Genomic DNA, 26,648 nt, shown 5'->3' with positions numbered 1-26,648 from the left:
AACCATGAGCCAGCCATTCGCTGGCAGGCGCCGAGAGCGGGCGCCCAAAAAGGAGTTAGCTGAATGAAGAAGTTACTGGTTGCCTTCGCTGCCGCTGCAGCGTTTTCCGCCCACGCCGACACCCTGACCGTCGCCGCAACGCCGGTGCCGCACGCGGAAATCCTCGAATTCGTCAAACCGGCATTGGCGAAAGAAGGCGTCGACCTCAAGGTCAAGGTCTTCACCGACTACATCCAGCCGAACGTACAGGTCGCGGAAAAGCGCCTGGACGCCAACTTCTTCCAGCACCAGCCGTACCTGGATGAGTTCAACAAAGCCAAGGGCACACATCTTGTGAGTGTGGCCGGTGTGCACCTGGAGCCCCTGGGCGCGTATTCCAGCAAGTACAAGAAGCTCGACGAACTGCCAGGCGGCGCCAACGTGGTGATCCCCAACGACGCAACAAACGGCGGTCGTGCGCTGTTGCTGCTGGCCAAGGCCGGGGTGATCAAGTTGAAGGATTCGAACAACATCCTGTCGACCACCAAGGACATCACCGAGAACACCAAGGACCTGAAATTCCGTGAGCTGGAAGCCGCGACCATCCCGCGCGTGCTGACCCAAGTGGATCTGGCGTTGATCAATACCAACTATGCGTTGGAAGCCAAGCTTGATCCTTCCAAGGATGCGCTGGTGATTGAAGGTAACGACTCGCCTTATGTGAACATCCTGGTGGCTCGTGAGGATGACAAGGACAGTGAGGCGATGAAGAAGCTGGTTGCGGCGTTGCATACGCCGGAAGTGAAGGCTTTTATTCTTGAGAAGTACAAAGGCGCGGTTTTGCCGGCGTTTTGATCTGATCAGGTGGTGAAAAAACGGGGCTGCGTGGGAATGCAGGCCCGTTTTTTTATGCTCGGAATGTCGAGAAGCTCATGGATAGCTCACTTTCGCCGTCGAGAGAGCGAACCGATTAGCTTCATAGTGCTATTGCAGCCTGTGCAATTGGCCATGTGTGGACAGTGGACAAGGTGATGGCAAATGGATAGCATCATTATCAGCTAGCAAGGCTTGTCGTCATCTATCTCGTGTTTCTTCCCTGACTAATGTCACGTTTGCCAGGGCCAGCTTCGAGCTAGACAGGGTGTTGTAGAAAAAAGACACTTTTTACGAGCGCGCCATCAATGACAAGAACACAACAATCACATACCGCCCAGTAGTGGTTGTAAACCGGTGAGATGTGGTAATAATCACCGCGCTGTTAGAAGAGGCCCTAGAAAAAATCATGTTATTTTATTTGACACGATTGTTTTTACATCACCTTCCTGACGCGCTCTTCCAGCTCCATCTATAGTATTACGCTCAACATACACCGCTCGCTCCGCTCAAGGTATTCGCAAAGCTATAATTTTGTTCGTCTGTAGCTCGACCGTAAAAAAATAGGAGTTCCAGTGAAAAACTTTGATCCATTCATGAAAAAATCATGGCTCATCCTAGTAACTAGCGGGGTGATGATTAGCATTCTACCCTCAACAATATCCTACTCAGTAGGTTTTCTTTTAATAAGTTCAGTCTGGTTAGCCATCTACATTGCCTTTGTTATATTTTCATTGAATAAATTAGCCACCGAAGACGGTCTTCTAAAAACAAAAAAACCTATAACGATTTGGGGCTATATTTGGCGTTCAATTATTGTGTACTGGACTTCATGGATTCTAGCCATGTTCCCAGCCCTCATGATCATTGGGACACAACCGTACCCGTCAAACCCGTCAATTCCTGCTTTCCTTTTTATAAGCACACTTCAAGCGCTGTTCTCCATAATCGTGATATGGGCCATTTTTTCGAACGATAGAAAGTCTCAGATTCGGTGGCTTATCTCGTTGGGTCGTGGTTATTGATTTTTACTGGATAAAGTCGTTTCGCTTCGTTTAATGGGGCTGGATAAAGCCAGCCCACGGCAAAGTAGTTATCTCCTAGAGAATTTTTCCCGCAACCAGTTTTATAAAAAAGGCTAGTGGCTTTATTGGAAGCGATTGAACTCGGATAAAAGCCTGCTTTGAGGAACGATGACTTAGAATTGCTTGTGGGGAGGGAATAAGTTATGAACTTGATTATCAAAAAACTCCGCATTTGTCTGAGCAATTGAGGGCTGTTTATGCTACGACATATAAAAACAAGGAGCGACAAATGAAGAATAGTAGCTTTCAAAGAGTTGTACTAAAATCGCTATCAGGCCTAGAATATTTAAGACCATTGTATCGCCAGGCACTTCAGCTGAATGTCATTTTTTTGTTTTCGCTTCTTATATCGGGTTGTTTGAGCGCCGAGCATATAGACCCCTATATTTCCGATGAAGTTCGACAACACCCTATGTCGGATACGGCCGTTTTTTCAGCGGTTCAATTCTCTGGAAATATCTTGGGGCAAATAATTAGTGTAGACGGTGTTGAGACAAGCTGTTGGAGGGCTGGTTGCCCTGGTTGGGTACGGGTAACGCCGGGTGATCACGTATTCAAGGTAAGATTTAGCATTTTTTACGGTATCAACTCATACAAGCACGGAGAGGACGATTTGCATATAACGCATATGGAAGCTAAGCACGTCTATGACACTGTGTTTACCTATCAAGACAATCAGTTTTCCGTGGCGCCTAGAGACTTGGGTGAGGAACCTGAGTACGGAATGAATGTCGGGCTCAAGGGAGTCAACCAACGATATGTTCCGGTGCGTTTTAAGTGATTCCAGAATTTCCATGTTATTTACACCCTAATTAAAGAACGGATTGTAGAACAATTAAAAAACGTGACGGATTTATTCCCACCCTAGAGCAAATGCATTATTGAGTTATGCGGGCTGTCGGCGCCAAATAACAAACCCGCCACGAGGTGTCGGGTTCGCTTTTATCGACAGATGTCTATCTGCTATCGCGGATCAACGTTATCCAACACCCGGTTCGCCAGCAATGAACTCAATTCAATCAACTGCTGGATGCCGAGGAGGATGTGACGGCGAGGGCCTTCCAGGTCGAAGGCCAAGTTGCTGACCATCGCGTCGGCTGCCGCCAGGGTTTCGCTGAGGTTGGCGAGGAGGGATTCGTTATCGGCGTTTTTTGCGACGGTGAAGAGCTGGCCCGGTTGGGACGCATCCTCTGATTTTTCCGATTTTGGTAGCAGGTAATAATCCAAGACGCGATTGGTGGCTTCGTCGTGTTTCTTGGCTTTGGATTTGGTTCGCGAGGAAGCTTGGTCCGCCTCTGGCGGATTCGGTGTAGGTTTGAACATGTGCTGATTACTCCATGGTTAAGCCGCAACCTCTTCCCTACTAAAAGAAGGGTGGCGGCTGTACGCAGGTTAGTAGACCGGGGAGATCAGCATTGCCGGCGCGCCGAAGCGCCCTGCGCACAGCCACCATCAAGGGCAAAGTGAGAACCTGCCTGGATGGAGAGCTCATGCATCTTACTGACACAACCGCGGGCTACTAAACCCGACCACTGATGGGCAGTGGCAGGAAAACGATAGAGCCCAGGGGCAAGGTGCACAAGCGGGCGGATTCTGGCGTAGTTGTAGGTAATGGCGCAAGGTTGGGTAGCCTGGTGGACGGTTAGCGGCGGGAGGATAAACAGGGCTTGGTTTTGGCCTGTAAATCGGGACTAGGCGGGTTTGCGGGTGGGGTTTGAAGTGGCTGTTGCGGGTTTTGTCTGTAGGAGTTTTTCGGGGTGGTTGGGGCTGCTTTGCAGCCCAGCGGGAGCAAGCTCCCTCGCCACGGGGTGTGGGTTGTTCAGAGGATTGGGGCTGCAATGCAGCCGACGGGGATAAGTCCCCTCGCCACGATTGATCTCATTGGATTGGCTGTCACCGGCAGCGGTAATTCGGTTGTTTGTGCTGATGGCACGATGCCACAATGGCTTTGGTTTACCAAGATTCGCCGGGCCATGTAGAAGCCTGGCATCCAGGACAAGCACAACTCAGGAGCAACCATGTCTTATTTCAAAGCAACCGCCGTCGTTATTGCCTTTGCCTCGCTGGTGGGATGCGCGACAAACCGATCCGAGGTCGACGTAACCGGCCCCGCGCCGCAAGCGGGCATGTCGGGCCAAGGTCAGCAGGTGTACATCAACGCCTTGGACGAACGGGTCTTCCAGATCGACCCACCCAGCGCCGATATCCCTTCGCTGAAAAACGATGAAGAAGTGAACGATACCAGCGTCACTCATCGCGCTATCGGCCGAAAGCGCAACGGCTTCGGCAAAGGGCTGGGCGATGTGGTGCTGCCCTCGGGTCGTACCGTTTCGCAACTGGTGGGCAATGCAGTGGCGACGGCCTATCAGCAGGCCGGCTATCAGGTTGTGACAACGCCAACGCCGAGTGCCGCAGCGGTGAATGTGCACATTATCGAGTACTGGTCGTGGTTCTCTCCCGGTGCGTTCACCGTGGCGGTGAACAACAAGGCCCACTTGAAAATCGAAGCCCCTGGCGCAGCGCCGCTTGAGGTGATTACCACTGCGCGCGACAGCATGCAGATAGCCACCGACGGTGACTGGAAAAAGATCAACGAGCAGGGCCTCAATACCATCGTCGCCGAGACCGGCAAGCAACTGGGCAAAGCCAAGCCATAAGGCTACACGACAGCCAGAATCAATCTGGCGCGCCGATACGTAGCGTTGCTCTAAAAGAGGGGCCAAGGGCAAATTGCAGTCGCGAATGAACTTGCCCCTTTTTATCCCGAGTGCCGGCATGATACGGACCACGTAAGGGCGTTCGGATTCTCTTGGTGCGGAAACTACATCGTTGCGGCGTGCGGCAGTGATTTCGATCTTTGGTCGAGAAATTCCAAGCTGTAGCGACTGGCCGTCGCGGCTGATTGTGGGCCGTGAAAAACAGGAAGGATCCCCAGGATCTGCTTCATTGTTCTCCAACCCTCATGATAAATTCCCCGCCGCGACCTCTAATCAATAGAGGGCATTCAGGGAGAGAAGTAAGTGATCAAGTCTTTGTTGGTTGGGGCATTGCTGGCAATGGCATCAGCATCGGCATCTGCGATGAGTTGCGATAACCCAAGAAACGCCTATGACAGAACCTATTGCGCGTCGCTGAAAATGGTTCAGTCAGATCAGGACATCAATGATCAATACAAGAAGACCATGAGTGCCCTGAACCCGGATCAAAAGAAAAAAGTGAAAGCCGCTCAAATCCAGTGGATCAAAAATCGTGACAGCGCCTGCTCCAACGATGGCCTGCTCTACCTGGACTGCGCCAATGAGAAAACCGAGGCGCGTATCGTCATACTCAAAGCTGTCGAGCGCGAGTGCCGTGCTGCCGGTTGCGACGACGCCAAGCTGTCGCAAGTCGAGTAACCCGTAAACAACGTCGGCTTGCAGTCGTATCCCACGAAAAACCCGACGTAAAGCGTCGGGTTTTTCATTATCAGTGCTACGCAGCGCCACGCTCGACCATGGCACGCCATGTCTGGACGCTGGGGCGTTCCTGCATCCTGGCGTGCCAGGCTCGAAGCGCCACGCATTCTTCAGGCACGGGAAGTTGCACCAGCGAGGCGAAGATCATGCCGCCCAATACCGCAATGTCGGCCATCGAAAACTTGTCGCCCGCCACAAAGAGCCGGTCTTTGAGAAGGTTATCGAAATAGCGCATGCCCCTGATCGCCTTATCGCCCATCCGGGCGCCCCACTCGGCATTCTGGTACAGCTCGACATCTGGGCCGAGGCCCGGCGTGGCATGGTGGAAGTAGGTGCTGACGGCATCGAGAAACTCGATTTCGGCACGCTTGGTCATCATGTGGATGATGCCTTTTTCAACAGGCGTTTCGCCCGTCAGCGTCGGATGACCGTCCAGGCTATCCAGGTATTGGGTGATCGCCGTGCACTCGGCGATCCGCGTCCCATCGTTCAGCTCCAGCACGGGCAGTGTCCCGGAGTAATTGATGGCCAGGAACTCGGGTTGCTTGTGCTCACCGACCCAAAGATTCACCGGTACGAATTCGATGTTCGGCAGCAATCCTTTTTCCGCCAGCGCAATGCGGACGCGGGCGGGGTAGGGGCCGTTGAACCAATCGTAGATTTTCATCGTAGGAACAGTGGAAACGTCAACGCGCTGCTGTGAAGAAGTCATGATTCAATCACCTGCCTGTCAATTGGTAGGCAAAGATTGAGCCGACACTCAGGGGCTGTCAACCCCCTACCTGTCAATTGGCAGGTAAATGGATCTGCGCGTAGAATCGCGGCTACCTGAGTGAACCGAAATCTCGAAACGAGGCTGCAACGTGAACGAAAATGCTCGAGAAGCCATCTTGGCGGCAGCGAAAGCCGCTGCCCAACAGCACGGTTACAGCGGTATCAATTTCCGTAGTATTGCCGACCAAGTGGGCATCAAGAACGCCAGCATTTACTACCACTTTCCAAGCAAGGCAGGCCTGGCTGCGGCGGTTGCTGAACGCTACTGGCAGGACGCACTGCGCATGCTTGAAGAGATACGCGCCGCCCATTCCGATCCGAAGGCGTGCGTGCGGCTGTATCCCTCCATTTTTCGAAAGTCGCTTGAGGACGGCAACAGGCTTTGTCTGTCCAGCTTCATGGCAGCCGAATACGAAGATCTTCCCGATGAAGTGTCGCGAGAGATCAGGGCTTTTGCGGACGTTAACGTGGAGTGGCTCGCCCAGGTGTTGGCAGATGCCGGAGTGGGCAGCGCAGCAGAATGTGAACGCCGAGCGCGGGCCATTTATACCGCTGTTGCGGGAGCTCAGTTGATTGCGCGGACTCGAGCGGATCTCGGCCTGTTCGATGATTTGATATTGAGCTACCGGGAAGCGGGGTTGATTCCAGCCTGATTGCTCGTTTCTTAAACAAATGACACGGTTGGTCTGTTGGAATGCTTGGGGCTGCTTCGCAGCCCAGCGGGAGCAAGCTCCCTCGCCACGGGGGTGTTCCTGCATAGCGTTTGGGGATAAATCCCCTCGTCACAGTAATTCAGTTGTTTACGGTAATGGCGGGGTGCCACAATCGTTTTTTTTTGTTGCGTCATACCCAGGTGGTTCAAATGTATGGCCCAAGATTGCGCAATGGCCAGGATTTTGTAATAGCCGAGCAGGTGCGCACCGACCGATTGCAGCAGCTGTTTCGTCAATCCGTTTCTGCGGTTTTTGGTAGTTACCTTGCTGCCATCATGCTGAGTTGGCTGTGTTGGGATCGTTTTGAGCACAGCGCTATTTTTTGGTGGATGGCCATCCTGACCGCATCGACGCTATTGCGTATCGCGATGTTCGTTGCCTATTTCCGCAGCGACGAAAGTCAGCGCACGCCTCAACATTGGGAGCGTAAATACTGGGTCACACTGGTGCTATCCGCCAGTATCTGGGGCGGCGGGGCGTTCGTTCTCATGCCGGCGGACGATCTGTTGTCCCAGGCGTTGGTCATGCTCTTTACGGTCGGCATGTCCGTCAGCGCGGTGTCCTGCTACTCGGCCTATCGCGATATGACCCTGGTCTCCATTGGCGTGGTGCTGTTGCCGTGCACGATCTGGCTGCTGTTTCAACCGTCCCCGATTCAAGTCGGCATGGCCCTTTCGATTCTGGTGTTCGCAGCATTTGCGGCCCGCGCCACGCACAAAATGTCCCAGGCACTGGAAATCGCCTTTCGACTCACCCGTGAAATGGAACAGGCGAACAGCATTTCAACCCGCGCCGCTCAGACCGATGAACTGACCGGCCTGAAGAGTCGACGGGCGTTTTTCGAGCATGCCCAGCAGCTTTACGACGAATGCAAGGCCAAGCGGCAAGGGTTGTGCGCGGTCATGTTGGACATGGATCACTTCAAGCACATCAACGACACCTACGGCCATCAGGTCGGCGATCAGGTTTTGCGCCAGATGGGAGCGGTCATCAGTTCGTCATTTCGGGCAACGGATATCCACGGTCGGCTCGGGGGCGAAGAGTTCGCCATTCTGCTCCCGGACACTTCCATCGAGGTTGCCACCCAGATTGCAGAACGGCTCATCGATACGATCGCGGGCTTGATGATCGAGCCTGTTCACCATATATCAGCCAGCCTCGGCGTCGCGTCGACGGAGGCCTGCAATAAGGATCTTCACAGCTTGATGAACGATGCGGATAAAGCCCTGTATCGTGCGAAGGCGTTGGGGCGCAATCGAGTGGCTGTTGCTTAGTCGGATTGGCTTTGCATCATTAGCCAGAATTTGATCACCCCCGCGCTCTACCTCACATCCCAGAAGCGTCCCTGGCGGCGTTCCCACGCGGGGGCGCGGGAACGATCGAGAACCCCGAACGCCCTCTCTTCGAAGGCCAGCAATTGCGCGGGCACTGATTCCCTGACATCTCCTTCCTCCTTGGCTCACCCAGCGGTGGGTGATGATGCGCTTTCAGAAAAATAAATTCCCTTATGGATCAATTGGTTAATTCAGTACCGATAATTTATTGAAAATTTATCTTGCGCGCAAAGTATTTGAGCGTTAACTTTATCGCAACTGGTTAGCGCGCAAACATTTAGCGCAAACCAAAACCAAGCTCGATCAGCCCATTCAGCAAGAGGAAACACCATGAACGTTCTCTATACCGCAGTCGCAACCTCTACCGGTGGCCGTGATGGCCGTGCTGTTTCCAGCGACAAGATTCTCGACGTGAAACTGGCCACGCCAAAAGCCTTGGGTGGTGCCGGTGGTGAAGCCACCAACCCTGAGCAACTGTTCGCAGCCGGCTACTCGGCCTGCTTCATCGGCGCACTGAAATTTGTCGCCAGCCAGAGCAAACGCAGCATTCCTGCCGACGCCTCGATCACGGCACACGTCGGCATCGGCCAGATCCCTGGCGGTTTCGGTCTGGACATCGACCTGCACATCAGCCTGCCAGGTCTGGATCAAGCCGATGCCCAGGCGCTGGTCGACGCGGCTCACCAGGTTTGCCCGTACTCCAACGCCACACGCGGCAACGTCGACGTCCGTTTGCACGTCACCGTCTAACTCACCCACATACGAATAAAAGGATCAGGACATGAACACTTTCCGCAAAACACTCGTTGGTTCGCTTCTGGCACTGTCCCTCGGCAATGCGTTCGCGACTTCTTTTGTTCAACCTACGTTCGCTGAGGGTGGTTCGGATCGACTGATCGAAAAACGCGTAGCCGAAGGCGGCTCGGATCGCCTGATCGAAAACCGCGTAGCCGAAGGCGGCTCGGATCGCCTGATCGAAAACCGCGTAGCCGAAGGCGGCTCGGATCGCCTGATCGAAAACCGCGTAGCCGAAGGCGGCTCGGATCGCCTGATGGAAAACAGAGTGGGCTGAACAATTCCTTCACCCCTCCAAAGCCGGTCGAATCAACCCATGTTGCTTCCAAAACAAAAAACGCCGCTTATCTCTCATGAGAAAGCGGCGTTTTTTTGTAACGTGTCATAGGCACCCTAAACGATGCTATCCACCACACCTCCATCAACACGCAACGCCGCACCCGTGGTGGCCGAGGCCTGCTCCGAGCTGGCGTAGATGATCATGTTGGCGACCTCCTCGACACGCGCCGCGCGCTGGATGATCGAGGTGCTGCGGTGCTGGTTGACGAAATCTGCCGCGACCTTTTCCAGGCTGTCCCCGGTGCGCTCGACGTCTGCCTGGAGCATCTGGGCAACGCCTTCGGAAAGCGTCGGCCCAGGCAGCACCGAGTTTACCGTCACGCCCGTGCCGGCGAGACGCTTGGCCAGGCCGCGAGCGATTGAGAGTTGGGCGGTTTTAGTGAAGCCGTAGTGGATCATGTCAGCGGGAATGTTCACCCCGGATTCCGACGAGACAAACACAATCCGCCCCCAACCGCGCTCAACCATGCCCGGCGCGTAGGCCCTGGAAACACGCACGCCGGACATCACGTTGGTTTCGAAGAAGCGCTGCCATTCGCTGTCCGGCGTTTCGAAGAAGTCTTCCAGCTTGAAGATGCCCAGGTTGTTGATGACGATATCGAAGCGTGGATATTTGGCGACCAGTGCCTGGCAGCCCGGCGCGTTGCTCAGATCGCCAACAAATCCATCGGCCCTTGAAGCGAGGGCGCCCAAGCGCTGCAACGCGTCCTCCACGCTGCTCCCGCTGCGACCGTTGATGACCACGTGGGCGCCGGCTTCCAGAAAGCCTTTGGCGGTTGCAAAGCCGATCCCACTGGTGGACCCGGTGACCAACACGTGACGGCCGGTGAAGTCGATGTTCATGAGGGGACTCCTTGATTAATGAACCAGAGGAAGTGCGATATTTCTGACTGGACGGTAGTCCGACGGATTTAGGGATGACTTTGCCATCCCAGCGTCGCCGATATCGCAGGCCCTTAATCATGGACACGATTGAGGCTTTGCGCCTCCTCGTGATCAATCAACCATCAGGAAGCCGACCACACGGCCAGCTCATAGCTGGTCATGGGGAAGGACTGCTACGCAGCCCGGCGGGAGCAAGCTCCCTCGCCACACGATTTGGTAGACCCGGCTTAGGCCTGCGCGCTGAATCGCTGCGCAGCACGCCGTTCAAGCATCGCGGCTTCCGTCTCTTGGGTCGCCAGTTCGCCTTTGTGCGCCAATTGATTGAAGAACAGCCCGTCCGAAAACTCCTGGGGCGGCACCGAGCCGGAGCGCTTGAGCAGCGGTGCCAGGTCGATGGTGCTGGCGAAGTTTTCCTTGGTCAGGTTGTAGCGGCCCAGGTAGCTGCCAGACCAAGGCGAGTCGGCATCCACCATGTCGATGGAAGCATCGCGGAAGGCGCTGGCGGCGGCCTTCAGGTCACTGGAGTCATTGAGCAAAGCGGAGAGCCGCTGGGTTTCCGAGCTGCTGAGCTGGCCGGCCGTGTTGAGCACTTTCAGCTTGCCATCGGCCTCGACGGTGAAGCCGTATTTCTTGCTGGCCAAATCCGGGTGGGTCGCTGACAACGTTGATTGGAATGTCTCGAAGGAGGTTTTCAACGTGTTTTTCGCGCTCTCGGTGATCGCGACATAGCGAGGAAAATCTGGCGATTGGGATCGACCGACCCAGGTGGTAATAGCCACCAGCGGTTGCTCCACGGTCTGGGTTTCTTCATTCGGGTGGTAGATGGCCGCTGGGCCAGCGCTTGCCAGTTCCTTTACGGAGCCCGTTGGAGGATGAGTGACCAACTTCTGATCGGAACGGGTGAGATGGGTGTTGGCGGGTGCAATAGAGGTAGCGCTAAGGGAGAGTTCCATTTCATCGGTCCATGATTGGCGGATACATCGGGTTATCGACAGCCGGGGGCCGAGCTTTAGGAGGGGAGATGGCGTGGGGTGAAGTCAGTTAGTGATGTGGCGGCTGTTAGGGCGCTATCGCGAGCAAGCTCGCTCCCACAGGAATTTATGATGAACCAATGTCTGTAAACAGCCCGGAAACATGGTGGGAGCGAGCTTGCTCGCGATAGCGGTCGGTCTGCTTGCATCGACGTTGGGTGTGCCGCCGTCATCGCGAGCAAGCTCGGCTCCCACATGGGTACTTGGGTGCTCACAGATCCCGCATCCACGACAAACCCAAGCACCCCCGCTCATATGAAACAACAAGTCTTCAGTACCACCGCGCCTCGCCCGGCGGGCGTTTCTTGAAGCGTTTCATGCTCCACATGTACTGGCTCGGGTAGGCGCGCACGTAGCGTTCGACCACTTGGCTCATGGCCGCGCAGGCGGTTTCGGTATCGGTGCTGTACATGGCCTCTGGCGCGGCTTCGAGTATGACCTTGTAACCCGAGCCGTCCGGCAGGCGCAGGGCATGGAGGAAGACGCCGACCGCTTTGCCGCCGGCGAGCATGTTAGGCACGAACTTGCTGGTCAGGGCCTGGGTGGCAAAGAAGGGCACGAAGATACCGGCGGATTCGGCCGGTTCCGGATCGGCGGGGATGCCCACCTGGCCGCCCTTGCGCACTTCCTTGATGACGCTGAGGATGCCTTCCTTGGTCGATGCGGCGACTTTGTTGCCCAGTTGCACGCGCTGTTTGCGCAGCAATTCATCCACCGCCTTGAGCTTGGGCGGACGGTAGAAAATGATCGGTTTGCACTGGCTGCAATAGAAGTGGTTGAGCACTTCCCAGTTGCCCAGGTGGCTGGTGATGCCGACCACGCCTTTGCCGGAGGCCAGCGCTTCTTTCAGCACCTCCAGGCCTTCGACTTCACGCACCAGGTCGATGGAGCGCTGGGCCGGCCAGATCCAGGCGCAGGCGCTTTCGGTCAGGGATTTGCCGATGTCCTTGAGGCTCTGGCCCACCAGGCGTTCACGCTCGGCCGGGTCCATCTCGGGAAAACATTTGGCGAGGTTGATCCGCACCACGTCGCGGGAGCGGTTGGGCAGCTTCCACATGAACCAGCCAATGGCCGAGCCCACCGCTTGCACCGCCCGCCAGGGCAGCAGCGCAAACAACCGCAGAGCGCCGACCAGCAAGGCGCCTTTCAACTTATCCACAGGTCACTCCTGAATGTATGGGCCGTGTTGCGAGCCGGCTATTCTAACCGCCGTTTACCAACTCGGCGTAGCGGTCGCAATCCTGGGTGTGGTCCATGACCATGCCCGAGGCCTGCATCAGCGCATAACAGATGGTCGGCCCGACGAAAGTGAACCCGGCTTTTTTCAGGCCTTTGCTCATCGCCAATGCCTCGGGCGTGATGGCCGGCACTTCGGTGCGGTCCTTGAAATGGTTGACGATGGGTTTGTCGCCCACGAACGACCAGAGGAACGCCACCGGGTCTTCCAGCGCCAGCCAGGCCTGGGCGTTGCGGCGGGCGGCCTTGAGCTTGAGGCGGTTGCGGATGATGCCGGGGTCGAGCATCAGCTCATCGATTTCGGCGTCGCTCATCTGCGCCACGCGCTGCACGTCAAAGCCGTACAACACTTCCCGGTAGCGCTCGCGTTTGCGCAAAACGGTGATCCAGGACAACCCGGCCTGGAACCCTTCAAGCAAAAGCAACTCGAACAAACCCTGCGCATCGCGCAGCGGCGTGCCCCACTCCTGATCGTGATAAGCCATGTACAACGGATCGTCAGAACACCAAAAGCAGCGTGGCATAAGGCTCCAGGGGGCGTGCGCACGAACGAATCGGGTATACTCCCGCTCTTTAAATCGCAGCCCAAGAAACAGGTGAATTTCGTGAGCCAGCCTACGCCAGCCGTGCGTACCTTCCAAGACTTGATCCTCGCCCTCCAGCAATACTGGGCCGAGCAAGGTTGTGTGGTACTTCAGCCCTACGATATGGAAGTAGGCGCCGGCACTTTCCACACTGCCACGTTTCTGCGTGCCATCGGCCCGGAAACCTGGAACGCCGCTTATGTGCAGCCCAGCCGCCGCCCGACTGACGGCCGCTACGGCGAAAACCCGAACCGCCTGCAGCACTACTACCAGTTCCAGGTGGTCCTGAAGCCGAACCCGGAAAACTTCCAGGAACTGTACCTGGGCTCCCTCAAGCATGTCGGCCTCGACCCGCTGGTGCACGACATCCGTTTCGTCGAAGACAACTGGGAGTCGCCAACCCTGGGCGCCTGGGGCCTGGGCTGGGAAGTCTGGCTCAACGGCATGGAAGTGACCCAGTTCACCTATTTCCAGCAAGCGGGCGGCATCGAGTGCTACCCGGTCACCGGCGAGATCACCTACGGCCTCGAACGCCTGGCCATGTACCTGCAGGGCGTGGACTCGGTCTACGACCTGGTCTGGGCCGACGGGCCGTTCGGCAAGGTGACCTACGGTGACGTGTTCCACCAGAACGAAGTGGAACAGTCGACCTACAACTTCGAACACGCCAACGTCGAGAAGCTGTTCGAACTGTTCGATTTCTACGAAAGCGAAGCCAAGCGCCTGATCGAGCTGGACCAGCCGCTGCCGTTGCCGAGCTATGAAATGGTGTTGAAGGCGTCCCACACCTTCAACCTGCTGGATGCACGCCGGGCGATTTCCGTGACCGCGCGCCAGCAATACATCCTGCGTGTACGCACCCTGGCGCGCTCCGTTGCGCAAGCCTACCTGCTGGCCCGTGCCAAGCTGGGCTTCCCGATGGCGACCCCGGACCTGCGTGATGAAGTGTTGGCTAAGCTGGAGGCTGCACAATGAGTGCTCAAGATTTCCTGGTTGAATTGGGCACCGAAGAACTGCCACCCAAAGCCCTGAACACCCTGGCCGATGCGTTCCTGGCCGGTATCGACAAAGGCCTGCAAGCCGCCGGCCTGAGTTACGAAGCCAAGCAGGTGTACGCCGCGCCGCGCCGCCTGGCCGTGATGATCACCGCCCTGGCGACCCAACAGCCGGACCGCAGCATCAACCTCGACGGCCCGCCACGCCAGGCCGCGTTCGATGCCGACGGCAACCCGACCCAGGCCGCCCTGGGCTTCGCCAAGAAGTGCGGCGTGGACCTGAGCGAAATCGACCAGAGCGGCCCGAAGCTGCGCTACAGCCAGAGCATCAAGGGCAAGCCGACCGCCAGCCTGTTGCCAACCATCGTCGAAGACTCCCTCAATGACTTGCCGATCCCCAAGCGCATGCGCTGGGCCGCGCGCAAGGAAGAGTTCGTGCGTCCGACCCAATGGCTGGTGATGCTCCTGGGCGACCAAGTGATCGATTGCACGATCCTGGCCCAGAAGGCCGGTCGCGACTCCCGTGGCCACCGCTTCCATCATCCGCAGAGCGTACGCATCACCTCGCCGGCCAACTACCTGGCCGACCTGCGTGCCGCCTACGTGCTGGCCGACGCCAACGAGCGCCGCGAGCTGATCAGCAAGCGCACCGAAGAGCTGGCCACCCTGCAGGAAGGCACCGCCATCGTGCCGGCCAACCTGCTGGACGAAGTGACCGCGCTGGTGGAATGGCCGGTGCCGCTGGTGTGCTCGTTCGAGGAACGTTTCCTCGAAGTGCCGCAGGAAGCGTTGATCACCACCATGCAGGACAACCAGAAGTACTTCTGCCTGCTGGACGCAGACGGCAAGTTGCTGCCGCGCTTCATCACGGTCGCCAACATCGAAAGCAAGGACCCGCAGCAGATCATCGCCGGTAACGAAAAAGTCGTTCGCCCGCGCCTGACCGATGCCGAGTTCTTCTTCAAGCAAGACAAGAAACAGCCCCTGGAAAGCTTCAACGAGCGCCTGCGCAACGTGGTGTTCCAGGAAAAGCTCGGCAGCGTCTACGACAAGGCCGAGCGTGTTTCCAAACTGGCGGCATTCATCGCCCCCCGCATCGGCGGCGATGCCCAGCGCGCAGCCCGTGCCGGCATCCTGTCCAAGTGCGACCTGTCCACCGAGATGGTCGGTGAGTTCCCGGAGATGCAAGGCGTCGCCGGTTACTACTACGCCCTCAACGATGGCGAGCCGCAAGACGTGGCCCTGGCCCTGAACGAGCAGTACATGCCCCGCGGTGCCGGCGCTGAACTGCCGACCACCCTGACCGGCGCGGCCGTGGCGATCGCCGACAAGCTCGACACCCTGGTCGGCATTTTCGGCATCGGCATGCTGCCCACCGGCAGCAAAGACCCGTATGCCTTGCGGCGCGCGGCGCTGGGCGTGTTGCGGATCCTGATCGACAAGCAACTGGACCTGGACCTGGATGACGCCGTGGCATTTGCCGTCAACGCGTTCGGCAGCAAGGTCAAGTCTGCCGGCCTGGCCGATGCGGTGCTGGAGTTCATCTTCGACCGCCTGCGTGCGCGCTATGAAGATGAAGGCGTCGACGTCGCCACCTACCTGTCGGTGCGTGCCCTGAAACCGGGTTCGGCCCTGGATTTCGACCAGCGCGTACAAGCGGTGCAGGCGTTCCGCAAGTTGCCGGAAGCCGCCGCGCTGGCGGCGGTGAACAAACGCGTATCGAACCTGCTGAGCAAGGCCGAAGGCAACATCGCGGCCACCGTCGAAGCCAAGTACTTCGACAACGCCAACGAGTTTTCCCTGTACTCGGCTATCCAGCAGGCGGACCAGGCGGTCCAGCCGATGGCAGCGGCGCGTCAGTACAGCGAAACCCTGGCCCGCCTGGCGGCACTGCGCGAGCCGGTGGATGCGTTTTTCGAAGCGGTGATGGTCAATGCCGAAGACGCCAACGTGCGGGCCAACCGCTACGCGCTGCTGGCGCGCCTGCGTGGGCTGTTCCTCGGCGTCGCCGATATTTCGTTGCTGGGGTAACGCTTGAAACTGCTGATTCTCGATCGGGACGGGGTGATCAATCACGACTCCGACGCTTACATCAAATCGGTGGAGGAGTGGTTGCCGCTGCCTGGTTCGATCGACGCCATCGCGCAGTTGAGCAAGGCCGGCTGGACGGTGGCAGTCGCCACCAACCAGTCGGGCATTGCCCGCGGTTATTATGACCTCGCCGTCCTGGACGCCATGCATGAGCGCTTGCGCGCCCTGGTGGCGGAGCAGGGCGGGGAAGTCGGCTTGATCGTCTATTGCCCACACGGGCCGGACGACGGCTGCGATTGCCGCAAACCCAAGCCGGGCATGTTGAAAACCATTGCCGCGCATTACGATGTGGCCTTGGCAGGTGTGTGGTTCGTCGGTGACAGTCTCGGTGACCTGGAGGCGGCCAAGGCCGTCGATTGTCAGCCAGTTTTGGTAAAGACCGGGAAAGGCGAGAAGACTCTGGGCAAGACCCTGCCGGTGGGCACCTTGATTTTTGACGACCTGGCGGCGATTGCCGCTGAACTTATCCACAATTAGAGCTCCCAAGACATCCTGATCAAGGACTGTTCGGGAAGCGCTTGAACAGGCGGGCATTGCCCGCAACGGTAAACGCCGCTATGTCGATATTGCAGGCCATCCGAAGCTTTCTCTTTTACCTGCTGTTGGGCACCAGTTCCTTGTTGTGGTGTTCCTTGAGTTTTTTTATCGCGCCTTTTCTGTCGTTCAGGGCGCGCTACCGTTTCATCAACGTGTACTGGTGCCGCTGCGCACTGTGGCTGAGCAAGGTGTTCCTGGGTATCCGCTATGAGGTGAAGGGTGCCGAGAACGTGCCGGACCGGCCCTGCGTGATCCAGTCCAACCATCAGAGCACCTGGGAGACGTTCTTTCTCTCGGCCTATTTCGAGCCGTTGAGCCAGGTCCTCAAGCGTGAACTGCTGTTCGTACCGTTCTTTGGCTGGGCCATGGCGATGCTGCGCCCGATTGCCATCGATCGCGACAACCCCAAAGTGGCCCTCAAGCAAGTGGCGAAAAAGGGTGACGAGCTGCTCAAGGACAATACCTGGGTGCTGATCTTCCCCGAGGGCACCCGTGTTCCTTACGGGACGGTTGGCAAATTTTCCCGCAGCGGATCGGCATTGGCGGTGAACGCGAACCTGCCGGTGTTGCCGATTGCACACAATGCCGGCAAATTCTGGCCCAAGGCGGGCTGGATCAGAACACCGGGGGTCATCACCGTTGTGATCGGTGCGCCGATGTATGCCGAAGGCACGGGGCCCCGCGCCATCGCCGAGCTCAACGACCGCGTACAAGCCTGGAATGAACAGACACAACGGGAAATGGGCTCGCTTCCTCCCGGTCCTGTCGCAGAAGTACCCACAGAACACGCTGCTGTTTGATATCTGTGGATAACCTGTGTACCGTTTTTTCGAAACCCGTTGTTTTTATGCTGTAGGTATATGTTTTTAATACATATTTCCTAAACACATAAAACCCGCGGCCAGGTGCATAAGTTTTTATAGCAGCACAAAATCGCAGCCTGAGGCGCTACCGAAGGCTGCAATCTGTTCAACTTTCCAATAACGGAAAGCGCAGAGTGAACGTCGTCCCCTGACCTACCACGCTGCGGCATTCGATTTTCCCCTCGTGATGATCCACCACGGCCTTGACCATCGATAAGCCCAGGCCAATTCCATCGACCCCCTGGGCCGACGAAAACCGTCGGTACTGACTGAACAGATCCGGCAGTTCTTCGGCGCTGATGCCCTTGCCTGGGTCGGCGACATTGCAGACTAACCAGCCCGAGGCGCAATGCACCTGCAGGGAGATGCGGGCCCCGGGCGGACTGTACTTGATGGCGTTTTCCAGCAGATTGAACAGGGCACGGGTCAACAACGACTGATCCGCCCTCACCATCGCCTCTTCATCCTCTATTTCATGGACCAACTGGATGCGCTTTGCCTGGGCGATGGGCAACGCCTGGTCGAGCACGTCCAGCACCAGCATGGCGAACAGCGTCGGCTGGAATTGGTACGCCTCGGACTCGGCCTTGGCCAATTGCACGAAGCCCTCGGTCAGCTCCAAGGCGCGTCGTACCTGGCGCTCGATCTGGTCGAACAACGGATGATCGCCCGCCTGGTGTCGCTGCACATCGAGCAACGCAAGGATCGCCGAATGAGGGGCGCGCAAATCATGGGAGAGGAACCGTAGCATGACGCTGCGCTGCTCTTGTGCCTCACGTTCAGCGCTCAGGTCCGTGAGGCTCAGCAACCAGCCAATCGGCGCATCGCCATCAACTGGCAACAACGCAGCCCGTTCCAGGCGCAAGCAGCGCTCGCGAAAATCGCGAAACTCCACCAAAGGCAACGTGGACAAGCGGTGATGCCCCCCATGCTCCAACCCTGGATAACCCAGTTGCCCAAGATGTTCCAGCAGGTCGCCACCCGCCAGGTCACGGCCGAACAATTCTCGCGCCTTGCGATTACCGAGCAGCAGCTTGCCTTGGGGATCGCTGATCATGGTCGCCACGGGCAGGTATTCCAGGCCGTCGGCAATGAAGCGCCGGGTGTCGCGGGTTCGGCTCATGGCTTGTTCCAAGGCCATGATCTGGCCCTGCAAACGATCGCCGCCGGTGTAGGAGGCTCGACGACGCTCCGGGAAGACTTTGGGCTCCGCGTCCAGGCGGGCCAGCTCCCAGCCGAAATAGGCCAACACCACACTCAAGCGCCGCCAATTCCAGATCAGGTAGCCGAACATGATCCCCAGCACACTGGCCATCGGCGACCACCACCACCCCCGCGCGCCCAGCACGGCGCTGATCAACAGGGCCAGGCTCATGCCGCCCACCGTTGTCCACAGGGCCAGGCGCGGGCGCAACAGCAGCAAGCCCAATACACACCCCACCAGGCACACCGACAACAATGCGGCGCCCGAATGGTTGCCCGTGGATTGGCTGCTCAAGGACAGCAAGGCCGTCAGCGGCAATAGCAGCAGACTTATCCACAACCACTCCCGCACCAATTGTCGAAACAACCGCTGAACTTGGGTAGGCTCACGACTTTCACGGCGACGCTGGTTACTCATAGGCTTCCTGGCCAAACTCAAGGACTGGGGTTTCTTCACAGGCCTGCATCAAGCCCGCGACTATAACGAACTCGAAGGGTGGCGCGCTGCTGCCTTTCCCTCTGTGCCGCGAGCCGGTATTGTCGCAGCCAGCGACAGGTCCCTGAATCAGCCCCTGGCGGCGTTTCATTGCCACCTGAAGATGTCCGTTATTCTCGAGATCAAGGAATCGCATTCCATGCGTGTCGCCATACTGGACGATGAACCGGCCGAACTGCGCCGGGTAGAACAGACACTGCAACAAATCCCTGGCAGGAGCGAGCGAGCCTGGACCCTGCACAGCTTTGACAGAGGCGAAGACCTGTTGCGGCAATTGCGCCGGGAAACCTTCGACTTGTTGATCCTCGACTGGCAGTTGCCCGACATCAGCGGGCTTTCGCTGCTGCGCTGGACCCGCGAGCACATGGATTCGCCTCCGGCCGCCATCATGCTGACCAGCCGCGACGGCGAGCACGACATCGTCCAGGCCCTCAACGCAGGTGCCGACGACTACGTGAGCAAACCCTTCAGGCCCAATGAGCTCAAGGCCCGGGTCACCGCCGTATTGCGCCGTCATAACCTGCAGCGCGCGCCCACCAGCGACGTATTGGTGTTCAACGACCTGGCATTCGACGACGCCGAGCTGACCATCACCCGCGCCGGCATCCCCATCAGCCTGACAGAACGGGAATACCGCCTGGCCCGTTGCCTGTTCGCCAACCTGGGCCGGCCGCTGTCCCGGGAATACTTCTACGAACGCTTCTGGACCCACGAGGAAATGACCTCGTCACGCCCGCTCGATACCCACATCTATCGCCTGCGCAACAAGCTCGGGCTGACGGCGGATCGGGGCTGGCAATTGCTGACGATCTACGGGTATGGGTATCGGTTGGAGAGTGTGGCGGCGGGGAGCGAAGCGTCTGTCGCGAGTTAGGTATTGGATACATCCGTGGCGAGGGGATTTATCCCCGCTGGTCTGCGGCAGCCCCAACCAGGCAACTCGGTGTGCCTGGAAGATAGGGCTCGCTGCTTTAGGGCTGCTGCGCAGCCCAACGGGGATAAATCCCCTCGCCACAACAAGTATCACCCGATCGTCGGTACCAAGCTTCCTGCTTTTGCGATCCGGCGACGCTGTACCAGCACGCCGGATGCCACCACCAAGACACTCAGCAGGCCGGTCGCCAGGATCTCCACACGGTGGGCTTCCTGGAACAACATGATGGTCAAGGCCGCGACGATGAAAATGATCACCGCATAGGTCAGGCCCGGGAACAGCCACATGCTGAAGGCGATTTTTTCTCCACGCGCCATGCGTTGTTTACGCATGCGCAGTTGCGAGAACGCAATCACCAGATACACCAGCAATGCGATCGCGCCGGAGCTGGCCAGCAGGAATTCGAAGACCGCCGCCGGTGCCACGTAGTTGGCGAACACCGCCAGGAAGGCTGCCCCGGTCGACAACATCACCGCCCAGTGCGGTGTACCGCTCTTGTTGGTGCGCCGGGAAACGGCCGGCGCATCGCCACGCTTGCCCAACGAGAACATCATGCGCGACGCCGTATACAGTGCCGAGTTCAGGCAACTGGTGACCGCCACCAGCACCACGATATCAACGATCAGCTTGGCATTGGGGATGCCCATGCGTTCCAGCACTGTCTGGTAGGAACCGACGCTGGCCAGGAGCGGGTCGTTCCACGGCACCAGGGCGACGACGATGAAAATGGAGACGAGGTAGAACAAACCAATCCGCCAGATCACTGAGTTGGTTGCCTTGGAAATCTGCTGGCCAGGGTTCTTCGATTCAGCTGCCGCGATGGTCACGATCTCGGTACCCATGAACGAAAACATGGTGGTCAGGATCGCCCCCAGCACCGCGCCCATACCGTTGGGCAGGAAGCCCTGAGTGTCGAACAGATGCGAAACACCGCTGACCTGGCTGGTGGGCAGCACGCCGAAGATCGCCATCACACCAAGACCGATGAAGCCAATGATTGCCACGACCTTGACCAAGGCGAACCAGAATTCGAACTCCCCGTAATTTTTCACGCTGAACAGGTTGGTGACCGTCAGCAGCAGGGTGATGACGAGCGTGAAGAGCCAGATCGCCACGTTCGGAAACCAGGCATGCAGAATCGTTGCGGCAGCGTTGGCCTCCAGCGGTATCACCAGGACCCAGAACCACCAGTAGAGCCAGCCGATGGTGAAACCGGCCCAGTGCCCAATCGCCCGGTCCGCATAGGTCGAGAAGGAGCCGGTGTCCGGTGACGCCACCGCCATCTCACCCAGCATCCGCATTACCAGCACCACCAGGGCCCCCGCGGCAGCGTAGGCCAGCAGCACAGCCGGGCCGGCCGCGGCGATCGCATGACCGGAGCCGACGAACAGACCGGCGCCAATCACACCGGCGATGGAAAGCATCGTCACATGACGGGGCTTGAGCCCCTGTTCCAGATTATCGGAAGTTTGCGTACCGCTCATTGAGACGTTCCTTGGCATTTGGATTGATTCGTACCACCTCGACCCATCGCTTCTGTCAATTTAAAGAAACGATGTGTAATTTATTAAACACGCAAGTTTTGCGCCAGAAAAGGTGAGGTGCCCGTCATCCGGGGCTCTCCTAAGATTGCTAACCCATTGAGAATGAAGGCTTTGTGCCAGGATGTTACCTCGTTACCCGTGCATGAAAGAGCGGGTCGAAGGGAGGCAGCAATTTTCAATCGTAAAAAAAAGCCAACGCATGAGCGTTGGCTTTTTGTTGGAGCGGGTGCTGCCGAAGGATCAGAAATCCAGGTTGGATACCGCCAACGCATTGCTCTCGATGAAGTCACGACGAGGCTCGACCGCATCACCCATCAGGGTGTTGAAGATCTGATCCGCGCCAATGGCGTCTTCGATGGTGACCTTCAGCATGCGACGCGAGCCCGGGTCCATGGTGGTTTCCCACAACTGATCCGGGTTCATTTCACCCAGACCTTTGTATCGCTGGATGGTGTGGCGCTTGGTGCTTTCCGCCATCAGCCATTCCAGCGCTTCCTTGAACTCGGTCACGGACTTCTTGCGCTCACCACGTTGGATGTACGCACCTTCGTCCAGCAGCGTGCTCAACTGCGCGCCGAGGGAAACAACGGTCTTGTAGTCGTTGCTGCCGAAGAAGTCGCGGTTGAAGGTGACGTAGTTCGACAGACCGTGGGAGATCAGCTCGACCTCCGGCAGCCAGACGTTACGTTCACGGTCTTCGCGCAGGCTGGCTTTGTAGACCAGGCCGGATTTTTCGACGGTGCGCAAGCGTACTTCGTACTGGGCCAGCCAGTCCTGCATCGCAGCGTGATCGGACAGTTGCTCCAGGCTCACGGCCGGCAGGTAGATGAAGTGCTCGGTCAGTTCCTGTGGGTACAGGCGCGACAGGCGCTTGAGGGTCTTCATCACCAGGCGGAAGTCGTTGACCAGGCGCTCGAGGGCTTCACCGGAAATGCCCGGGGCATCTTCGTTCAGGTGCAGGCTCGCGTCTTCCAGGGCCGACTGCGTCATGTACTCTTCCATGGCGTCGTCGTCTTTGATGTATTGCTCTTGCTTGCCTTTCTTGACCTTGTACAACGGCGGCTGGGCGATGTAGATGTAGCCGCGCTCGATCAGCTCCGGCAACTGACGGAAGAAGAAGGTCAGCAGCAGGGTACGGATGTGCGAACCGTCGACGTCAGCATCGGTCATGATGATGATGTTGTGATAGCGCAGCTTGTCGATGTTGTACTCTTCGCGGCCAATGCCGCAGCCCAGCGCGGTGATCAAGGTGCCGACTTCCTGAGAGGAAATCATCTTGTCGAAGCGCGCCTTCTCGACGTTGAGGATCTTGCCCTTGAGCGGCAGGATGGCCTGGGTGCGACGGTTGCGGCCCTGCTTGGCGGAACCGCCAGCAGAGTCACCTTCCACGAGGTACAGCTCGGACAGGGCAGGGTCCTTTTCCTGGCAGTCGGCCAGTTTGCCCGGCAGGCCGGCGATGTCCAGCGCGCCTTTGCGGCGGGTCATCTCACGGGCCTTGCGCGCCGCTTCACGGGCACGGGCGGCGTCGATCATCTTGCCGACCACCAGCTTGGCTTCGTTCGGGTTCTCCAGCAGGAAGTCGGAGAAGTACTTGCCCATTTCCTGCTCGACCGCGGTCTTCACTTCGGAAGACACCAGCTTGTCCTTGGTCTGGGAACTGAACTTCGGATCCGGCACTTTCACCGAAATGATCGCCGTCAGGCCTTCGCGGGCATCGTCACCGGTGGTGGCGACTTTATGCTTCTTCGCCAGGCCTTCCTGTTCGATGTAGTTGTTCAGGTTACGGGTCAGCGCCGAACGGAAGCCCACCAGGTGGGTACCACCGTCGCGCTGCGGAATGTTGTTGGTGAAGCACAACAGGTTCTCGTTGAAGCTGTCGTTCCACTGCAGGGCGATTTCCACGCCGATGCCGTCTTCACGCTGGACGTTGAAGTGGAACACCTGGTTGACCGCGGTCTTGTTGGTGTTCAGGTACTCAACGAACGCACGCAGGCCACCTTCGTACTTGAACAGTTCTTCCTTGCCGCTGCGCTCGTCCTTGAGGACGATGCCGACACCGGAGTTGAGGAAGGACAGTTCACGAATCCGCTTGGCCAGGATGTCCCAGCTGAAGTGGATGTTCTTGAAGGTTTCGCTCGATGCCTTGAAGTGGATCTGGGTGCCGGTGGTCTCGCTGTCGCCAACGATGGCCATCGGTGCCTGAGGTACGCCGTGGACATAGGTCTGTTCCCAGATCTTGCCACTGCGGCGAACGGTCAGGACCAGTTCTTCGGACAGTGCGTTCACCACCGATACACCTACGCCGTGCAGACCGCCGGAGACCTTGTAGGAGTTATCGTCGAACTTACCACCAGCGTGGAGGACGGTCATGATGACCTCGGCGGCGGAAACGCCTTCCTCCTTGTGCACGTCCACTGGGATGCCACGGCCGTTGTCGCGAACGGTGATGGACTCATCCGGGTGGATGATGATGCTGATGTCGTCGCAATGGCCGGCGAGGGCTTCGTCGATGGAGTTGTCGACCACCTCGAACACCATGTGGTGCAGACCGCTGCCATCGTCGGTGTCACCAATGTACATACCGGGACGTTTGCGTACGGCATCCAGGCCTTTCAGCACTTTAATGCTCGTTGAGTCGTACGTATTTTCTTCGCTCAATGCCTTCACTCCCGATGGTCGTGGGTCTGGGTGATACGGCCCTGTTCCACGTGGAACAGGGCGACTGGCGTTTCCGTCTGCCAGCCTTCCCTCAATAATTCGTGGTCTACACAGGTGATGAACACCTGGCAGCGTAAGTCTTCCAGCAAGCGGCACAGCGCGCGACGGTGCGCTTCGTCCAGCTCGGACGGCAAGTCATCCACCAGATAAATACACTGACCACGCCGGGCCTGGCTGACCAGGTGCCCCTGGGCGATACGCAAGGCACACACCACCAACTTCTGCTGCCCCCGGGACAAGATGTCCGCGGCGTTATGTGCGCCCAATCTGAGGCGCAGGTCAGCGCGTTGTGGTCCAGCCTGGGTATGACCCATTTGCTGGTCCCGCTGCAGCGAGCCGGCCAGCACGGTACTCAGTTCCCGGTCCTTGTCCCAGCCTCGGTAATAGCTGAGCGTCAGGCCCTCAAGCTCAACCAGTTCGCTCAAGGTCTGCTCGAAGACCGGTTTCAAGGCTTTGATGTAAGCGCGGCGGTATTCATCGATTTCAGCGCTGGCCTGGCACAGCTCCCTGTCCCAAACCGCTTGCGAAACGGCGTCAAGTGTACCATGTCGCAGCCAAGAGTTTCGCTGGCGCAGCGCCTTCTGCAAGCGCTGCCAAGTCGTCATGAAGCGCGGTTCCACGTGGAACACGCCCCAGTCGAGAAATTGCCGGCGAATCTTCGGTGCGCCTTCCAACAGACGGAAGCTGTCCGGGTTGATCAACTGCAATGGCAGGATCTCGGCCAGTTGCGCGGCACTGCGAGCGTTCTGCCCATCAATACGAATCTGGAACTCGCCTTGCCGGTCACGGGATATCCCCAAGGCGCTATGACCGCCTTCCGCCAGTTCCACCTGCCCAAACACCGTACACGCCAGTTGATCGTACTGGATCACCGGTAACAAGCGGGTGCTGCGAAACGAACGGGCAAGCCCAAGCAGGTGCACGGCTTCCAGGACGCTGGTTTTGCCGCTGCCGTTGGCGCCGTAAAGGATATTGATGCGGGGGGAAGGGGAGAAGGTCACCGGGTGCAGATTGCGCACCGCGGTGACCGAGACGCGACTTAAGGACATCTAGCTTCTGCTGGGCATGATTACAGACGCATCGGCATGACGACGTAAGCCGAATCGTCGTTATCGGACTCTTGCACCAGCGCACTGCTGTTGGAGTCAGACAGGATCAGACGCACTTGCTCGGTGGTCATCACGCCCAACACGTCGAGCAGGTAGCTGACGTTGAAGCCGATTTCCAGGGAGCCGCCGTTGTATTCAACGCCTACTTCTTCTTCCGCTTCTTCCTGTTCCGGGTTGTTCGCCTGGATCTTCAGCTGACCGTTGGCCAGTTGCAAACGAATGCCGCGGTACTTCTCGTTGGACAGGATCGCGGTACGGCTGAAGGCTTCGCGCAGTGCTTGGCGATCGCCCAATACCAGCTTGTCGCCACCTTTTGGCAGCACGCGTTCGTAATCCGGGAACTTGCCGTCCACCAGCTTCGACGTGAAGGTGAACTCGCCGGTGGTGGCACGGATATGGTGCTGGCCCAGTACGATGCTGACGTTGCCATCCGGCTCGGTCAGCAGGCGGGCCAACTCCAGGATACCTTTACGCGGCACGATCACCTGATGGCGATCCGGTTGACCGATATCGGCCTGCATCGAGCACATGGCCAGTCGGTGGCCGTCGGTGGCGACCGCACGGATGACCCCGGCGGACACTTCCAGGAGCATGCCGTTGAGGTAATAACGCACGTCCTGCTGGGCCATGGCGAAACTGGTGCGCTCGATCAGGCGACGCAGCTTGCTTTGATCCAGGCTGCAGGTCAGCGAGCCCGGACCTTCTTCAACGGTTGGGAAATCGTTGGCCGGCAGCGTGGACAAGGTGAAGCGGCTGCGACCAGCCTTGACCACGAGCTTCTGCTCATCGACCTTGATGTCGATCAGCGCATCGTTGGGCAGGCTCTTGCAGATGTCCATCAGCTTGCGCGCGGGCACGGTGATGGAACCCGGATCGGCCGGCTCCTCCAGTTGCACACGACCGACCAGCTCGACTTCCAGGTCGGTACCGGTCAGCGACAATTGCTGGCCTTCGACAACCAGCAGCACGTTGGAAAGTACCGGCAAGGTCTGGCGGCGTTCGACGACGCCTGCGACCAGTTGCAGGGGTTTCAACAGGGCTTCGCGTTGAATGGTGAAATGCATGGTCTAGTCCC

At 58.1% G+C, this 26,648-nt stretch carries 24 protein-coding genes; 13 read left to right on the top strand and 11 right to left on the bottom strand.

The window, feature by feature from the left end; translation table 11 throughout:
* The first annotated feature begins 63 nt into the window (after positions 1-63).
* The gene (locus ACMTA2_RS01430; RefSeq protein WP_413793414.1) at positions 64-834 is read left to right on the top strand and encodes a MetQ/NlpA family ABC transporter substrate-binding protein; all 771 of its coding nucleotides are present in this window, start codon (positions 64-66) and stop codon (positions 832-834) included.
* Positions 835-2,166: 1,332 nt separating this feature from the next.
* Positions 2,167-2,718 (top strand): hypothetical protein, encoded by a 552-nt coding sequence (locus ACMTA2_RS01425; RefSeq protein ID WP_413793413.1) that lies wholly within the window; start codon positions 2,167-2,169, stop codon positions 2,716-2,718.
* A gap of 182 nt (positions 2,719-2,900) precedes the next feature.
* On the opposite strand, the gene ACMTA2_RS01420 is transcribed toward ACMTA2_RS01425, so the two are convergent.
* Positions 2,901-3,260: a DUF6124 family protein gene (locus tag ACMTA2_RS01420; RefSeq protein ID WP_413793412.1), complete on the bottom strand. Its 360-nt coding sequence runs from the start codon at positions 3,258-3,260 to the stop codon at positions 2,901-2,903.
* 695 nt (positions 3,261-3,955) lie between these two features.
* Between ACMTA2_RS01420 and ACMTA2_RS01415 the strand changes: the two genes are divergently transcribed.
* Positions 3,956-4,594: a YajG family lipoprotein gene (locus tag ACMTA2_RS01415; RefSeq protein WP_413793411.1), complete on the top strand. Its 639-nt coding sequence runs from the start codon at positions 3,956-3,958 to the stop codon at positions 4,592-4,594.
* 363 nt (positions 4,595-4,957) lie between these two features.
* A complete protein-coding gene (locus ACMTA2_RS01410) occupies positions 4,958-5,332 on the top strand; it encodes a lysozyme inhibitor LprI family protein (RefSeq protein WP_033062452.1) in 375 nt (124 codons plus the stop codon).
* Between the two features lie 76 nt (positions 5,333-5,408).
* Here the strand turns inward: ACMTA2_RS01410 and ACMTA2_RS01405 are convergent, their stop codons facing one another.
* A complete protein-coding gene (locus tag ACMTA2_RS01405) occupies positions 5,409-6,104 on the bottom strand; it encodes a glutathione S-transferase (RefSeq protein WP_413793410.1) in 696 nt (231 codons plus the stop codon).
* 151 nt (positions 6,105-6,255) lie between these two features.
* On the opposite strand from ACMTA2_RS01405, the gene ACMTA2_RS01400 reads away from it, so the two are divergent.
* The 4 genes from ACMTA2_RS01400 (at position 6,256) to ACMTA2_RS01385 (ending at position 9,285) form a co-directional block, all read left to right on the top strand.
* Positions 6,256-6,819, top strand: a complete 564-nt coding sequence (locus tag ACMTA2_RS01400) for a TetR/AcrR family transcriptional regulator (protein ID WP_413793409.1) — start codon at positions 6,256-6,258, stop codon at positions 6,817-6,819.
* Between the two features lie 209 nt (positions 6,820-7,028).
* Positions 7,029-8,153 carry a GGDEF domain-containing protein gene (locus ACMTA2_RS01395; protein WP_413793408.1) on the top strand — a complete coding sequence of 375 codons (1,125 nt, stop codon included), beginning with the start codon at positions 7,029-7,031 and terminating at the stop codon, positions 8,151-8,153.
* A 390-nt stretch (positions 8,154-8,543) separates the two neighbouring features.
* Positions 8,544-8,963, top strand: a complete 420-nt coding sequence (locus tag ACMTA2_RS01390; RefSeq protein WP_030139009.1) for an organic hydroperoxide resistance protein — start codon at positions 8,544-8,546, stop codon at positions 8,961-8,963.
* A 31-nt stretch (positions 8,964-8,994) separates the two neighbouring features.
* On the top strand, positions 8,995-9,285 hold the full coding sequence (locus ACMTA2_RS01385; protein WP_413793407.1) for a hypothetical protein: 291 nt from the start codon (positions 8,995-8,997) through the stop codon (positions 9,283-9,285).
* A gap of 116 nt (positions 9,286-9,401) precedes the next feature.
* Here ACMTA2_RS01385 and ACMTA2_RS01380 read toward each other — a convergent pair whose 3' ends face one another.
* The 4 genes from ACMTA2_RS01380 to ACMTA2_RS01365 form a co-directional block, all read right to left on the bottom strand.
* On the bottom strand, positions 9,402-10,190 hold the full coding sequence (locus ACMTA2_RS01380; RefSeq protein WP_413793406.1) for an SDR family NAD(P)-dependent oxidoreductase: 789 nt from the start codon (positions 10,188-10,190) through the stop codon (positions 9,402-9,404).
* 269 nt (positions 10,191-10,459) lie between these two features.
* The gene (locus tag ACMTA2_RS01375) at positions 10,460-11,185 is read right to left on the bottom strand and encodes a hypothetical protein (RefSeq protein WP_413793405.1); all 726 of its coding nucleotides are present in this window, start codon (positions 11,183-11,185) and stop codon (positions 10,460-10,462) included.
* A gap of 349 nt (positions 11,186-11,534) precedes the next feature.
* Positions 11,535-12,422: a lysophospholipid acyltransferase gene (locus ACMTA2_RS01370; RefSeq protein WP_003196168.1), complete on the bottom strand. Its 888-nt coding sequence runs from the start codon at positions 12,420-12,422 to the stop codon at positions 11,535-11,537.
* 43 nt (positions 12,423-12,465) lie between these two features.
* Positions 12,466-13,023 carry a DNA-3-methyladenine glycosylase I gene (locus ACMTA2_RS01365; RefSeq protein WP_413793404.1) on the bottom strand — a complete coding sequence of 186 codons (558 nt, stop codon included), beginning with the start codon at positions 13,021-13,023 and terminating at the stop codon, positions 12,466-12,468.
* A gap of 81 nt (positions 13,024-13,104) precedes the next feature.
* Between ACMTA2_RS01365 and glyQ the strand changes: the two genes are divergently transcribed.
* The 4 genes from glyQ to ACMTA2_RS01345 all read left to right on the top strand — a co-directional run bounded on the left by glyQ (position 13,105) and on the right by ACMTA2_RS01345 (position 17,506).
* On the top strand, positions 13,105-14,058 hold the full coding sequence (gene glyQ, locus ACMTA2_RS01360) for a glycine--tRNA ligase subunit alpha (RefSeq protein WP_003177094.1): 954 nt from the start codon (positions 13,105-13,107) through the stop codon (positions 14,056-14,058).
* Positions 14,055-16,109, top strand: a complete 2,055-nt coding sequence (gene glyS, locus ACMTA2_RS01355; protein WP_413793403.1) for a glycine--tRNA ligase subunit beta — start codon at positions 14,055-14,057, stop codon at positions 16,107-16,109. The genes glyQ and glyS overlap by 4 nt, the downstream gene beginning before the upstream one ends.
* A 3-nt stretch (positions 16,110-16,112) precedes the next feature.
* Positions 16,113-16,646 (top strand): D-glycero-beta-D-manno-heptose 1,7-bisphosphate 7-phosphatase, encoded by a 534-nt coding sequence (gmhB, locus tag ACMTA2_RS01350; RefSeq protein WP_413793402.1) that lies wholly within the window; start codon positions 16,113-16,115, stop codon positions 16,644-16,646.
* Positions 16,647-16,726: 80 nt separating this feature from the next.
* Positions 16,727-17,506 (top strand): lysophospholipid acyltransferase family protein, encoded by a 780-nt coding sequence (locus ACMTA2_RS01345; protein ID WP_413793401.1) that lies wholly within the window; start codon positions 16,727-16,729, stop codon positions 17,504-17,506.
* Between the two features lie 169 nt (positions 17,507-17,675).
* On the opposite strand, the gene ACMTA2_RS01340 is transcribed toward ACMTA2_RS01345, so the two are convergent.
* On the bottom strand, positions 17,676-19,190 hold the full coding sequence (locus tag ACMTA2_RS01340) for a sensor histidine kinase (RefSeq protein WP_413793400.1): 1,515 nt from the start codon (positions 19,188-19,190) through the stop codon (positions 17,676-17,678).
* Positions 19,191-19,407: 217 nt separating this feature from the next.
* On the opposite strand from ACMTA2_RS01340, the gene ACMTA2_RS01335 reads away from it, so the two are divergent.
* Positions 19,408-20,142 (top strand): response regulator transcription factor, encoded by a 735-nt coding sequence (locus tag ACMTA2_RS01335; RefSeq protein ID WP_413793399.1) that lies wholly within the window; start codon positions 19,408-19,410, stop codon positions 20,140-20,142.
* 149 nt (positions 20,143-20,291) lie between these two features.
* Here ACMTA2_RS01335 and gabP read toward each other — a convergent pair whose 3' ends face one another.
* The 4 genes from gabP to dnaN form a co-directional block, all read right to left on the bottom strand.
* The gene (gene gabP, locus ACMTA2_RS01330) at positions 20,292-21,686 is read right to left on the bottom strand and encodes a GABA permease (protein ID WP_413793398.1); all 1,395 of its coding nucleotides are present in this window, start codon (positions 21,684-21,686) and stop codon (positions 20,292-20,294) included.
* A gap of 300 nt (positions 21,687-21,986) precedes the next feature.
* Positions 21,987-24,404, bottom strand: coding sequence for a DNA topoisomerase (ATP-hydrolyzing) subunit B (gene gyrB / locus ACMTA2_RS01325; protein WP_413793397.1), 2,418 nt, complete (start codon positions 24,402-24,404; stop codon positions 21,987-21,989).
* A gap of 5 nt (positions 24,405-24,409) precedes the next feature.
* Complete coding sequence (recF, locus tag ACMTA2_RS01320) at positions 24,410-25,513, bottom strand: DNA replication/repair protein RecF (protein WP_003196148.1); 1,104 nt, start codon at positions 25,511-25,513, stop codon at positions 24,410-24,412.
* A gap of 20 nt (positions 25,514-25,533) precedes the next feature.
* On the bottom strand, positions 25,534-26,637 hold the full coding sequence (gene dnaN, locus ACMTA2_RS01315; RefSeq protein WP_003196145.1) for a DNA polymerase III subunit beta: 1,104 nt from the start codon (positions 26,635-26,637) through the stop codon (positions 25,534-25,536).
* Positions 26,638-26,648: the final 11 nt, after the last annotated feature.

The sequence above is a fragment of the Pseudomonas medicaginis genome (genome assembly GCF_965119365.1).
In the GTDB taxonomy this organism is placed as follows: Bacteria; Pseudomonadota; Gammaproteobacteria; order Pseudomonadales; family Pseudomonadaceae; genus Aquipseudomonas.
The sequence above is the reverse complement of the archived record's forward strand: the minus strand, read 5'-3'. Positions and strand labels throughout refer to the sequence as shown.